A 13,192-nucleotide genomic window follows, 5' to 3' on the forward strand; every position below is an offset into this window, starting at 1 on the left:
TAAATCTCTAAGCAAAAAGCATTCCATTAAGCTTTTGGGATTCCTTATTTTTAAATATTTCACTAACGCTCTATATGATAATGTGGAATCCTTGCGATGATTTAAGTTTCTCTCTAAAAAGCCGATATTAATGCTATAATCAAAAAATCCCAAAACTTAAAAAGGAGAGAAAATGCTTAGAAAAGCTTGTTTGGTAGCATTTTTGTGCGCTATTTTTGGATTTGGTTTTGGCGTGGCAAGTGAAGTGGATTTGCCTAAAAATGCAAAAATTGGTAAAACTTTGGAGGGCAAAAAGCTTCAAGAAGTGTTACAAAAAGTAAAGGATAGTAAAAAAGCTGATGGCACATTGCAAATCACTTCCGCCTTAACAGATTATTCAGTAGATAGGGTTTATACTACAAGACCTTACCCGCTCAATGAATGGGTGTATATTCAAGCATTCCAACAAGCAAATTTATACACAATAGGTTGGAAAACCGCTACTGATGAAGAGAAATCAAGCAAAACATTCTCAAGGCAAACAGATTTAGTCGCCGCAACTTTTGATAATATCTTTAATTATGTCAATTCAAGTTCATGTATCCCTATTAAAGAATTTTTTTGGCAATCCGGTATTTTTATGTTTGAGTTGATGTATAACTACAATGCAAAAAGTAAGCTTATAATGCAAAATAGACAAAATGTTTTTGGATTAGATACAGAATTAGTGGATAATATCAATGCTGTGATAATGGAGCAACCATCGTTTTTGACTGAAAAATCTTTTGTTGTTTATGCAGATAGCAATGACATTGTTATAGACATTAGAAACACGATAGGATTTTAAATGTATTTAGGGAAAACAAGTAATTCGCACTATTTGCGTTCAAGTGCAAATAGTGCGGAGAGCTTAAAAATAAAAAATAAATTAAGCATTGAGGGCAAAGTAGAGTTAGATGAAAATGGGAAGCCAAAAGTAGTTAATGGAAAATACCAATGGACGGCGGAGTGGCAAGCGGAATTAGATAGAGAAAATAGGAGAATCAGCAACGAAACAGCGATTAATTTTTTGAAAAACTCCTTGAGTGTTCCTTATGGTGCGAAGAGTGTAAGCAATATCACAACATTTCAAGGGCAAAATCTTTGGTTGGCAAAGAGTGGGCAGCAATATACCTTTAAGGTGCATTATGGTGCGCAAGATTCGTATCGTTTTGCAAAGTCTAATATGGAAGGTATGCCTTATCAAACCCCCCTCCAAATCAACGCATTAGGCGAATCTACGAAGCTAAAAACTGCAATGGGAGATGCGGAAGTTTTCTTGGATATGTTTGGGGATAACGATTCGTTGGGGCTTGGAGAAGTGGGGAAACTTGGGAATCTCTTTAGCTTCGATAGTAATGGAGATGGATTTTTAAACCACGAAGATGAGCTTTTCTCTAAGCTTAAAATCCGCGTGGATAAAGGCAATGGTGAGTTTAGAATCGCAAACCTTAGTGATGTAGTAAGTCAGATAGATTTGTATGACTTTGTCAAAGGCTATGATAAGAGCATAGGCTATGATGGGCTAACTCTAGCAGAGATTAAGCAATACCGCGCGAATTATCATTTCCAAAAAATTCCAAATGAGATGAAGCTAGACCCTTACACAGACATTCGTGCTTTTAGGAGTGGCGAGATGAGTTTGTTTCCACCTGAACAGCACTATAAAAGAATAGATGATAAGGACATTCGGGCGATGTTTGAAGCCTATGCGGACAAAGAGGGTTGGATAAACTTGCAAGAAAAGCAAGTCAATGAAGCACTCTTTGCAAGTGGGGATTTTATCACGAATTTTGCTTATAAAAAGACGAATCTTGCCGGAGTGGAAGTGCTAGAGGAGTTTAATATCGTAGATAGGCTAGATAATGGCTCACGCCCATCGCCCTTTTATGAGGGGACGAATATTAGGGAGTTTGAAGAGAAGTGGAATCGTATCCACCCCAATACACGCCCAAGCTATGAGGAGCGTTACAAAGAGGCTTTTGACTATCTCTATGATAGCTATTATCAAAATAAAGCAAGTTTTGAAGAAAGTAAGCAAAAACTACTAGAAAATGAATATGTAGATGAGGAGCTTAAAGACAAGATTAACGCACTAGAGGAATCTAGTGCAATGGGTGCGATAAGACAGCAGTTTTATGACATTACAGGCATTGAGTTTAGCGAGGAGAGGCTAGAGAAGCTTAAAAGCGCATTAGAGAATCCACAAGTGGCAAAAGAAGCGATTGCTGCGATGAAAGATACAGACGCGGTTACTTCTATGCGACTAGAAAATGACGGGAGGATTCTATTGCGTTTTGATTCGGGGCGTGAGATTCTTGTCGATGGACTTTATAATGACACGGGCGAATTGCTAATAACCAAAAAAGGCGATAGAGCAAGTGAGAGCTTGAGCGCAAGAAGTATGAGTGATGAGGAGCTAAGCAAGATAGACTTTGGCGAATATGGAATCAAGCAAGGCGAAGACATCGTGAGTTTGCAAGACATTGGTGCGGAGATGATACGCAAACTCGTCAATGAAAATGGCAAGTTTTTGGGATTCGTGATTAATATTGCAGGGCAGAAACAAGAGCAAATCGTGGAGAATCTTTATAATATTTACACAATAAACAACTTCAATAAAACAAGGAATTTTCAACTAGAGGCATAAAGATAGTTTAAAAGCCTTAAAACATCAAGCTTTAGGTTCTTTATGGAATCCTAAAACTTGAGTTGAATTTGAATTAAGAATGGAGAGATTTTGTATAGTTTTTGACCGCTTCTAATCCATTTTTCTTAGCTGTTTCTAGTGATTTAGAAACAAATTCCCAATTAATATGGTTGAAAAATTGTTCTAAATATGCAGGACGCGCATTTCTATGGTCAATGTAGTAAGCGTGTTCCCAAACATCGACAACAAGCACAGGAATCAACTTCTCTGTTACAGGAGTTTGTGCATTACTAGTTTGTTTGATTTCTAGTTTTTGAGATGATGGATTATAAACTACCCAGCACCAACCAGAGCCAAAAAGCGTTGTGGCAGCGTTTAGAAATGTCTCTTTAAATTTAGCTAAGTCTCCAAAACTTGCTTTTATCGCGTCTTCTAGTTCCGCGCTTCTTACACTTGTTGTAGGTGTAATGCAATCCCAATAAAAATCGTGATTATACACTTGTGCAGCGTTGTTAAACACGCCTCCTTGTGATTGGGTGAGAATCTCAAATAAGCCTTTGCTTTCAAACTCTGTGCCCTTAATCAGATTATTTAGATTGTTAATGTAAGTTTGATGATGTTTGCCATAATGATATTCACAGGTTTCTTTGCTGACTAAGCCCGCAATCTCTGTAAAAGGTAAGGTTCTTAATTGAAACATGATATTTCCTTAATAAAAAATTAAAACATAAAGTTTTGAATCGCAATTATAGCGCAAAAAATAAAGATAAAGGTTAAAAAATGCTTTAAGATTTTGCGAGGCTTTGAATGTAAAGGTTTGCTTGATGGCTTGGTTTTGGAATCATCTAGAAGTCTTAAGAATCTTTACGCAAGGTTTAAAGCAAAATTTTGTAAAATTGCTTAATTTTCAAGATTAGAAGGACTTTAATATGGCAGTTGTGTTACAAATTGGTGCGGGTGGCGTTGGTGGTGTGGTGGCACACAAAATGGCAAAAAATCGCGAGGTGTTTTCGCGCATTGTCCTTGCTTCGCGCACAATTGGCAAATGCAAAGCGATTGCAGATTCTATCCGCGCTAAGGGCTTGGGCGAGATTGAGATTGATGTCGTTGATGCGGATAATGTGGAATCTGTGGTGGCTTTGATTGAAAAATATTGCCCAAAGCTTGTCGTGAATGTCGCGTTGCCTTATCAGGATTTGGCGATTATGGAAGCGTGTTTGCGCACCAAAACGCATTATCTTGACACCGCAAACTATGAACACCCCGATAATGCGCATTTTGAGTATAAAGAGCAGTGGGCGTATGACGCGCGCTACAAAGAAGCGGGGATTTTTGCGCTGCTTGGCAGCGGGTTTGACCCGGGCGTTACGAATGTGTTTTGTGCGTATGCGCAGAAACATTATTTTGATGAAATTTATTCTATCGATATTTTGGATTGCAACGCGGGCGACCATGGGTATGCGTTTGCGACAAATTTTAACCCGGAGATTAATTTGCGCGAGGTGAGCAGCAAAGCGCGGTATTGGGTGAAGGGCGATTCGTCATTGCGAGCGGCTGAAAACCGCGCGGCAATCCATAATCTCGTCTCCCAAACCGATTTGAATCTAAACCCAGACTTGCAACAAGACACGATTTATCGCAAGTTTGAACGCGAAGAAAAGCATTTTAGTTTAGAATCCAACACGCAGGATTTGAAAGTCGAGGGGTATTTTGGCGGAGAATGGCGCGACATTGCGCCTTTGGCTCTGATGAAAGAGTGGGACTACCCCGAAGTAGGGGTGAAAAACTCTTATCTTTTGTATCATGAGGAGTTGGAATCTTTGATAAGAAATATCAAAGGTTTGCGCAAGATTCGCTTTTTTATGACCTTTGGCGAGAGCTACCTTACACATATGAAATGCCTTGAAAATGTCGGGCTTTTGCGCGTAGATTCTGTGCCACACAAGGGCGGGAGCATTGTGCCTATCGAGGTGCTAAAGACGCTATTGCCCGACCCAGCGAGCCTCGCACCGCGCACAAAAGGCAAGACGAATATTGGCTGCTATATGCGCGGGGTGAAGGACGGCAAGGAGCGCACGATTTATATTTATAATGTTTGCGAACACGAAAAATGCTTTGACGAGGTGAATGCGCAGGGGGTGAGCTATACCACAGGCGTGCCGGCGATGATTGGGGCGAAGTTGATATGCGAGGGTAAGTGGGGCGTTGGGGCGCAAAAGAATGCAAGCGGCGCGGATAATAGCGATATGCCAAAAGGCGGCGAATATCAGGGGATTGACAATGCGCTTGAATTGCAAAAGAACCGTGCGGAAGTAAAAGCTGAATTTCAAGGCGCGGGGGTGTGGAATATGGAGCAAAACGACCCCGACCCTTTTATGAAAGAACTCAATAAACAAGGGTTGCCATTTGTGGTTTTAGAGGTGGAATCTAATGGGGAAATTAGGGTGATAGAAGATGGGAGGAAGTAAATTAGGATTATTACTTTAAAAATATGAAGTTTGTTGTTTAGTATTGTGGAAAGGCGATGATAGAAATAATATTTGTAGTTGCTCTCATAGTAGTTGCTTGGAAATTTTTTAAAGTTGAATATAGAGGATATACCAAATCAAGTGATAGATTTAGTAAAAAACCCTTAAAAACTTACAAAAGTCGCAATAATGCACAATGCAATAAACAAAAAGGCGATGATTACGAGAGACAGATTGGCAAATATTATCACAGGAGCAAGGGTACAAGGTGTATTTCAAGGGGATTAATGAGGGATTGCGGGATAAGGGCATTGATTTAGTGGCATACAAAGGCAAAGAAGAGGCACTTTTGATTCAATGTAAAAATTGGGAAAAATCTCAAGTCAAGCAAGAACATTTAAGGATTTTTCTAGGAGACTGCACAGCGTATATTGAGCAAAATCAAAAGATTTTTGCCAAACGAAAAGTGCATCGAGTTTTTGTAACGAGTTGCCAAACTATAGATTATGGTGTGAAAAAATTTCTTGAAGGAAATAATGTGGAATATAAGATTATTCCTTATGAAGTTTGAGTATTAAAAATATGATTTTAAAAATTAAGGTGAGGGCTAGAATATGGATTACAAAAAGGTCTTTTATATGAAAATGAGGAGATTGTTTGTGGAATCTAAAGACTATAGGAACTTGTGGGTTTGATAATGGGGAAATCATTGCTAAAGATCGCTTGGATTTACACAAATACTCCAAGCCTAAAAACCTTATTTGGTGGTAAGAAATGGAATTATTTTTATTTATTTTTTACTTAATATATGTCGCAATGGCACTAACACCTCTTATGGTAATATTTATATTGCAAAATAGAGATATGCAAACATTTATTTATGAAAATATTATTTTTAATAATCTCATTGTGGCTTTGTGTATAATTGTTATAGCTTTACTGCTTTCTTATCTTTATATTTATTGCGTGAGAAAATATCATCAAGATACTGAAAGTGAGCTAATGAAATGTAGTGAGATTGAAATTGCAGAACCTAAATATATACCCATTTATATTGCATATTTTGTTATTGCTGTAAGCATAGATAATTGGATAGTTTTTGGAGTAGTATTTATTTTAATTTATCTTTTAATTTTAAAGGGTAAATTTTCATACTTTAATCCCTATCTTTTATTTCTTGGTTATCATTTTTATGAGGTATCTATAGATATAAATCGAAGCAAATATGCAAAATATAAGATATTTTTAATATCCAATCAAACAATAAAAACAATAAAAAAGTGTGGTCATTTGATACGGTTAAATGATTTTACATATCTTGATAAAAGGAGTAAAAATGAGTAAAAAGAGTATTTATGGGAAAGCAAAAAATACTTTTTATAAGGTTGCAGAACATTCGCTTAATAGAATTTGGGATTATAAGCTTGAGGGTTATAATGAAATTGACTTTGTTAAGCAGGGAGGTGGTAATTATATACTTGGTGAAAATGAGATATTTTTTATAAAAACTAGAAATGAAGAAATAGGGGATTATCTTGAGCATATAATAAATACGAGTGCTTGTAACTTCATAACCAAGAGCACCTTAAAAGATTTAGCGACTATATATGTTTTTGACAGGATAAATGATAAAATTCATCTCTATATCCAAAGAATAATGCCTACTGCTAGAATAGAGAAGACTTATTTGTCATTCAATCCAGATATTAAACTAGCACATATTGAAAATAAAGTTAATGTGGTTATTTATAATTATACACATCTTTATTGGAATCAAGAAACACAAAAGATATATTTTACTAAATTTAGCGATTTAGAAAAAGTATTTCCTGCTTTTACAATATACTATAGAGACGCGACTAAAGAAGATGTAAAAAACTTCAAAGATGCTACAAAATATCCATTTTTGCAAGTTAGAATCACAGATTTTGAGTCTTTGCCAAAAACAAAACTTAAAACAATTGCAATGATTGTTGATGAATTAGAAAAAGTAAAAGTAAAAGAAAATTTTGAAGAGTATAAGCAATATGCTCTTAAATACAAACAAAGCTTCGTTAAAAATAATAAGTTTGAAATTAGTGACGCAAAGGATATAGACCATTTAGCTGACATAGTTTTTAGAAAATTTTATACTACTGAAGCGGGTGAAGAGGAAAGAAGAAAAGTTAACTCATTTAGAACATTAAAAAGTGAAAATGAGTGAAATCCCATGCCAAACCTCCTTCCTTATATCATTTCAGTCATTCGGGAAATCCGAACAACTGCCATTAAAAACAAGTGCAAGGATAGATAATGAAAAAGCAAAAACTCACAACCAATCAAATGATTATTTATCAAGATTCTACCAATGCTCCTGCGATTAGTATAAAACTAGAAAATGAAACGCTTTGGCTCACACAAAAGCAAATTGCGGAGCTTTTTGATAAAGAAAGGAGCGTTATTACTAAGCATATCAAAAAGATATTTAATGAGGGAGAATTAATGGAAGATTCAGTATGTGCAAAATTTGCACATACTGCCAATGATGGCAAAACTTATGAAACATTCTACTATAATCTCGATATGATTATCTCTGTCGGCTATCGTGTCAATTCCAAAAGAGCGACACAATTTCGCCAATGGGCAAGTAGAATCTTAAAAGAATACCTTATTAAGGGTTTTGTGCTTGACGATGAGAGGCTAAAGGGTGAGAGAGAGGGATATTTTGATGAGTTATTAGAGCGACTTAGAGATATTCGCTCAAGTAAAGCGAGAATCTACGCTCAAATCTTAAAAATCTATGCGACCGCAATTGATTATGATAAAAATTCTGCAATCACGCAAGAGTTATTCAAAACCATACAAAACAAACTGCATTATTCTGCACATGGGCATACGGCAAGTGAGCTGATTTATCAAAGGGCAGATTCTAATAAGCCTAATATGGGACTTACAAATTTTAAGGGCACTATACCAACAAAAAAAGAAAGTGAGATTGCTAAAAACTATCTCAAAGAAGATGAGCTAGAGGCTTTAAACAGAATCGTTAGTGCATATTTTGAATTTGCAGAGCTTAGTGCGCTAAATCGTGAAACAAAAACAATGCAAGAACATTTGGATAAACTCAATAGTTTTTTAGAGTTTAGTGGAAGAGAGGTTTTACAGAATGCTGGGAATATCTCACACGAAAAAGCTATGCAAAAAGCACACAAAGAATACAATCTTTATAAACAAAAAACTAAAGAAGAAGTAGAAATCGCCTATGAGAATTTTTGCACAAAGACTAAAGCATTGAAGGGTAAAAATGGCTAAAGCAAAACACAACACAAAATCATCACAAAAAGAACTGCTTCTCAAAGATATTATCGCCCCAAAGATTCAAGATTACGAATCACTTTTTGCAAATCTTGACTTTAATAGCTTTTCTTATGATATTACTTTGCAAGATTATCAAATAGCCGCGCTTAAAAGTGCTATTACGACTTTAAAGCTTTATTTACACGATAGTGAAACATTGTATCAAAGCTATTTAGACGCACAAACAGGGATTCCTCTTAAAGACAAGATACAAAAAGAGACAATCAATACTGCGAGTTTTTGGATGGCAACAGGAAGCGGTAAAAGTATCGTGATGATAAAGCTTATCGCCCTTTTACAACATCTTTTTGTCCAAAAAGAACTTCTGCAAAAGCCCATTATGCTCCTTGTCCCTAATGATAAGATTTTGGAGCAATTCAAAAATCATATCCGTGAGTATAATGCTTATCAAAGCGAGAATATTATTATGAAAGATTTAAAAGATTATGAAAGCACGATAGCACATACTTCGTTACTTGATGATAGCATTATCTTTATCGGACGCAGTGATTTACTTGAGACAAGCGAAAATGTGGGTAAAGATTCTAAAGCAAAGCGACTAAATTATAAAAACTTTTTGAATGAACAGGGTTGGATTGTCTTGCTTGATGAAGCTCATAAGGGTGATTATACTGATTCTGTGCGTAAAAGCTATATTAGAGAACTTGCAAGAGGAATAGAGAGGGAATCCTCAAATCCTAAAGGTTTCATCTTTAATTTTTCTGCAACTTTCAGTGATAGCTTTGACTTGCAAACTTGTGTGTTTAATTATAATTTAGAAAAATTCAATCGTGAGGGTTATGGAAAAAATATCGCAGTTTTGGATTCTGATTTGAAATCTTTTAAAGATACACAAAATCATGAGGAACAAATCATAAGAATTTTAGAGAGTTTTATTCTCTTCTGTGCCATTAAACAACATAAGCAAAAAATCCTATCAAACTTTAGTAATTTTGCAGAATCTAAAAAGCATAAACTCCAATATCATAATCCGCTTATTATCGCAGTGGCTGATAAGGTTAATACCAAAGATGCGGGAATAAGGCTGTATTTTGAAGCAATTTTGAGTATTCTTAAATTGGATAGAGATATTACAGAGATTGCAAAAAGCCTCTCTGAAAAGCTCCAAAATCAAGTTTTGTATTTTGAAAGCATTAGCTTTGATAAGGAGTTTTTAGAATGTATAGCGGCAATAGATTCTAAAATTTTAAGGAAAGAAATCTTTTATGCTAACGAAACTTCAGCGGTTGAAGCTTGTAAGATTAAAGGCAACAATAAAGAGCTTTGCTTTAAGAGTAAGAATGCGGATAAGCCCTTTTTGCTTTTAAATATTGGCAGTATTAAAGAGTGGGAAAAGCAATATTTGCTTGAGCTTGGCATTGAAAGTGGAGAAGACATTACAAGCGGATATTTTCAAAGTATTAATGAGAGCAATTCGCCGATACAAATTATGATGGGAAGCAGAGTTTTTAGCGAGGGTTGGGATAGTAATCGCGTGAATTTGATTTGTTTTATTAATATCGGCAGTAAAAATGCTAAAAAGTATGTGCTGCAAACCATTGGTAGAGGTGTGAGGATTGAACCTTTTAGGGGAGTGAGAAAAAGGCTTGAAAAATGCCAAAGTTTGGAGTATCAGACAAAAGAGAGTTTGTGCAAAGGAAGTTTGGGTATAGAGACACTTTTTATTATGGCAAGTCAAAATACGGCAATTGAAGGGATTTTGGAGGGGTTAGAGGATTTTATTCAGACAAAACCCTTAAATGGATTTGTCAAAAGCAAAACTTTTGAACCTTTGCTTGTGCCTAAATATAAAGATTCTAGTGAGCTAAGGAAAACCTATAAAATCTCGCAACAAGATTTTGAGAATCTACAAAACTATATAGAATCTTTTGATGAAGATGTGCTGTTGTTGCACGAAAATATCCAAGCTAAAGATTTGGGATATTCTATACTTTTAAAAATACACGAGAAAAAGGGCATTGAAATCTTTGGGGACACCAAGACTTTAGAGGCAAAAAATGCTCTAAAAACGCTCAATCATTTCTTCCAATCTCCGAGCAAAATTTTTGAGAGATTTGAGCCTTTGAGTGATGAAATTTGTCATTATCAGAAATTTAGCTCCACGCTTGATATTATGATAGTGGAAGAAATGAATAAAAGAATCAAAGAACTCATATTGGCAAAAAATAGCGAAACAAAGGAAGAATTAGAGCAAAAAGGCGTCCTCAAAGAATATATAGACACCATCTTACAATCACTGCAAGAACAGAAAACCGCTGAAGTTTATGGCTATATATTAGATTCTACCTTGCAAGAACATTATTATAATCCTTTGGTGATTGATAAGGCAAATAAAGGCGAGATTATCTATGCGATAAAAGAGCAAAGCGAAATAGAATTTATAGAAGATTTACAAAAGTATGTAAAAAATAAAGATAATGCCCTAAAAGAGTATCAATGGTGCTTTAGTCGGATTGTAGAAAATGTGGATTCTATTTTTATCCCATATTTTGATGAAGAAATTCAAGAAATGCGTAAATTCTATCCTGACTTTATCTTTTGGTTCAAACACAAGCAAACACAAGAATATAAAATCTTTTTCATTGACCCAAAAGGTTTGCGACATACAGACAATGCTCGTTATAAGCTCAAAGGTTTTAAAAATATTTTCAATAAGGATTCATTAAAGCTTGATGCCTTAAACATAAAAGTCTTGTTGTTTTACTACAATAAACAAAATTATCCGATTGAGGGCATGGAAGAGTATATCAAATCTAGCATTGCAGGCATATTTGATTAAAAAGGGGATAAGTATGGCAAAAGATATGCACACTGAAGAATGGGAGAGCGCAACATTAACTAAGTTAGCGGTATTTGAACAATATATCCATGATTGGCTCAATGTAACTTTAAATTATCAAAGAGGCTTGAAATTTAACACCTTAGAAATCTATGATTTATTTTGTGGTAGTGGATATGATGGGGTAAAAATCCATAAAGGCTCACCACTTCGCATTCTTGATGCAGTGTTAAAAAGAAATCGTAAAGAAAAAACAATAAAAATCTATTTGAATGATAATGATAAAAATAAGATTGAGCGGCTAAAGCAAATTATCCAACAAGAATATCCCAATTTAGAGGAACAAAATATAAAACTTCAATACACTTCTATTAATACCAAAGACTACAAAATACATTCGGGAAATTACTATAAACTCATCTTTTTAGATCAATATGGAATCCAACATGTTAATAAAATTGAGGAGTTTTTAATGAAGGGAACAGATTTATTAGTTTTTATTTCTTCGGGACATGTTAGAAGGTTTGTAGAAGATGAAGGTTTTAAAAAATATATAGATTCGCGTTTTATATCTAAACAAGATTTTGAGGGCAAATCAAACTATGAAACACATCGAGTTATCACACAATATTTTAAACAAAAATTCTCCCAATCTTTCATTTCTCCTTTCTCATTAGTTAAAGATAATGGAAATATTAATGGACTGATTTTTATTTCTTCACACCAAAAAGGACAGGAGCAATTTTTAAAAACTGCTTGGAAAATAGATGGTGATTTTGGTGAGGGAAATAAAAATATTGATAGAGATATCACGAAAGAAAAAGGCACTTTGTTTTATGATAAAGATGCGGTAAGTGAAAAAGAGAAAAGATACAAAGAACTTTTAGTTGATTATTTGAAAGAATGTAGAAGCAATATTGATATAAAAACCTTTGGGTTAGATAATGGTTTTTTAGCAAAACATACGAATGTAATATTGCAAGATATAAAAAATAACTTGCAATTACAATATTATAATAATGCAAAATCTGGATTTCATTTAGATGATGACAAATTGAAAGTTAAAGTAAGATATATCAAATGAAACCCACCAAGATTGAATGGACACAAGCAAGTTGGAATCCAACGATTGGTTGCAATAAAGTAAGTGATGGTTGCCAAAATTGCTATGCAGAAGTTATGGCAAAGCGACTCCAAGCTATGGGCAACAAAGACTATCAAGAAGGATTTAAATTTAAAATGCTAGAACAGCGTCTTGATGAACCACTCAAAAACAAAAAACCTACACTTTATTTTGTAAATTCTATGAGTGATTTATTTCATGAAAAAATGCAAGTTGAATTTTTAGATAAAATTATGCAAGTAATACAAGCTACTCCACAACATCAATATCAGATTCTCACAAAACGACCGCACAGAATGTTTGAATATTTTGAGGGCAAAAAATATTCTCAAAATCCTATTTCAAATCAAGAAAATAAAAAAATTTTTGGCGGTGGCATTATGCATGATATTCCCCCCAATGCTTGGCTTGGCACGACTACAGAATCTAGTCGTGTCAAAGAGAGAATCAACATCATTCGCCCCCTAAAAGCAAATGTCAAATGGCTTTCAATCGAACCCTTGCTTGATGATATAGGAGAGCTTGATTTAAGTGGGATTGATTGGGTGATTGTCGGAGGTGAAAGTGGTTTTAGGGCAAGAGCAATGCAAGAATCTTGGGTTCTTAAGATTCAAAAACAATGCAAAGAACAAAATGTTGCCTTTTTCTTTAAGCAATGGGGAACTTGGGGGAGTGATGGCATAAAACGCAATAAAAAAGACAATGGTGCAATGTTAAATGGCAAGCTTTATAGAGAATACCCAAAGATTGCTACCCAAACGATAAGGCAACTTTTTAATGACTAAATAAAATCAAGG

The 13,192-nt window shown here is 34.9% G+C and carries 11 protein-coding genes; 10 read left to right on the forward strand and 1 reads right to left on the reverse strand.

The genetic code is table 11. From position 1 onward, the window contains the following. Nucleotides 1-172 precede the first annotated feature (172 nt). Nucleotides 173-826, forward strand: coding sequence for a hypothetical protein (locus LS69_RS06075; protein ID WP_138123178.1), 654 nt, complete (start codon nucleotides 173-175; stop codon nucleotides 824-826). Further along, nucleotides 827-2,668 carry a hypothetical protein gene (locus LS69_RS06080; RefSeq protein WP_138123180.1) on the forward strand — a complete coding sequence of 614 codons (1,842 nt, stop codon included), beginning with the start codon at nucleotides 827-829 and terminating at the stop codon, nucleotides 2,666-2,668. Between the two features lie 73 nt (nucleotides 2,669-2,741). Here the strand turns inward: LS69_RS06080 and LS69_RS06085 are convergent, their stop codons facing one another. Continuing rightward, nucleotides 2,742-3,368: a superoxide dismutase gene (locus tag LS69_RS06085; RefSeq protein WP_138123182.1), complete on the reverse strand. Its 627-nt coding sequence runs from the start codon at nucleotides 3,366-3,368 to the stop codon at nucleotides 2,742-2,744. 229 nt (nucleotides 3,369-3,597) lie between these two features. On the opposite strand from LS69_RS06085, the gene LS69_RS06090 reads away from it, so the two are divergent. From LS69_RS06090 to LS69_RS06125, 8 genes are all read left to right on the forward strand, one after another. Next, the gene (locus tag LS69_RS06090; RefSeq protein ID WP_138123184.1) at nucleotides 3,598-5,136 is read left to right on the forward strand and encodes a saccharopine dehydrogenase family protein; all 1,539 of its coding nucleotides are present in this window, start codon (nucleotides 3,598-3,600) and stop codon (nucleotides 5,134-5,136) included. 268 nt (nucleotides 5,137-5,404) lie between these two features. Further along, nucleotides 5,405-5,707 carry a restriction endonuclease gene (locus LS69_RS10835; RefSeq protein WP_238699193.1) on the forward strand — a complete coding sequence of 101 codons (303 nt, stop codon included), beginning with the start codon at nucleotides 5,405-5,407 and terminating at the stop codon, nucleotides 5,705-5,707. A 203-nt stretch (nucleotides 5,708-5,910) separates the two neighbouring features. Next, nucleotides 5,911-6,480 carry a hypothetical protein gene (locus LS69_RS06100; protein WP_138123186.1) on the forward strand — a complete coding sequence of 190 codons (570 nt, stop codon included), beginning with the start codon at nucleotides 5,911-5,913 and terminating at the stop codon, nucleotides 6,478-6,480. Beyond that, entirely contained in the window at nucleotides 6,473-7,339 is an 867-nt protein-coding gene (locus LS69_RS06105) for a hypothetical protein (protein WP_138123188.1), read from the forward strand. Before LS69_RS06100 ends, LS69_RS06105 begins: the two co-directional genes overlap by 8 nt. A gap of 89 nt (nucleotides 7,340-7,428) precedes the next feature. Further along, on the forward strand, nucleotides 7,429-8,427 hold the full coding sequence (locus LS69_RS06110) for a virulence RhuM family protein (RefSeq protein ID WP_138123190.1): 999 nt from the start codon (nucleotides 7,429-7,431) through the stop codon (nucleotides 8,425-8,427). Beyond that, nucleotides 8,420-11,272 carry a DEAD/DEAH box helicase family protein gene (locus LS69_RS06115; protein WP_138123192.1) on the forward strand — a complete coding sequence of 951 codons (2,853 nt, stop codon included), beginning with the start codon at nucleotides 8,420-8,422 and terminating at the stop codon, nucleotides 11,270-11,272. The genes LS69_RS06110 and LS69_RS06115 overlap by 8 nt, the downstream gene beginning before the upstream one ends. A 13-nt stretch (nucleotides 11,273-11,285) precedes the next feature. Beyond that, nucleotides 11,286-12,356: a three-Cys-motif partner protein TcmP gene (tcmP, locus tag LS69_RS06120; RefSeq protein ID WP_138123194.1), complete on the forward strand. Its 1,071-nt coding sequence runs from the start codon at nucleotides 11,286-11,288 to the stop codon at nucleotides 12,354-12,356. Then, nucleotides 12,353-13,180 carry a phage Gp37/Gp68 family protein gene (locus tag LS69_RS06125; protein WP_138123196.1) on the forward strand — a complete coding sequence of 276 codons (828 nt, stop codon included), beginning with the start codon at nucleotides 12,353-12,355 and terminating at the stop codon, nucleotides 13,178-13,180. Before tcmP ends, LS69_RS06125 begins: the two co-directional genes overlap by 4 nt. Nucleotides 13,181-13,192 lie beyond the last annotated feature (12 nt).

It is taken from the genome of Helicobacter sp. MIT 05-5294, from assembly GCF_000765675.1.
GTDB lineage: Bacteria > Campylobacterota > Campylobacteria > Campylobacterales > Helicobacteraceae > Helicobacter_D.

Bases quoted from the DNA above. Each gene is read 5' to 3' on its own strand.
- tcmP (WP_138123194.1), top strand. From the start codon at position 11,286: ATGGCAAAAGATATGCACACTGAAGAATGGGAGAGCGCAACATTAACT.
- LS69_RS06085 (WP_138123182.1), bottom strand. From the start codon at position 3,368: ATGTTTCAATTAAGAACCTTACCTTTTACAGAGATTGCGGGCTTAGTC.
- LS69_RS06115 (WP_138123192.1), top strand. From the start codon at position 8,420: ATGGCTAAAGCAAAACACAACACAAAATCATCACAAAAAGAACTGCTT.
- LS69_RS06105 (WP_138123188.1), top strand. From the start codon at position 6,473: ATGAGTAAAAAGAGTATTTATGGGAAAGCAAAAAATACTTTTTATAAG.
- LS69_RS06080 (WP_138123180.1), top strand. From the start codon at position 827: ATGTATTTAGGGAAAACAAGTAATTCGCACTATTTGCGTTCAAGTGCA.
- LS69_RS06100 (WP_138123186.1), top strand. From the start codon at position 5,911: ATGGAATTATTTTTATTTATTTTTTACTTAATATATGTCGCAATGGCA.
- LS69_RS06090 (WP_138123184.1), top strand. From the start codon at position 3,598: ATGGCAGTTGTGTTACAAATTGGTGCGGGTGGCGTTGGTGGTGTGGTG.
- LS69_RS06075 (WP_138123178.1), top strand. From the start codon at position 173: ATGCTTAGAAAAGCTTGTTTGGTAGCATTTTTGTGCGCTATTTTTGGA.
- LS69_RS06110 (WP_138123190.1), top strand. From the start codon at position 7,429: ATGAAAAAGCAAAAACTCACAACCAATCAAATGATTATTTATCAAGAT.
- LS69_RS06125 (WP_138123196.1), top strand. From the start codon at position 12,353: ATGAAACCCACCAAGATTGAATGGACACAAGCAAGTTGGAATCCAACG.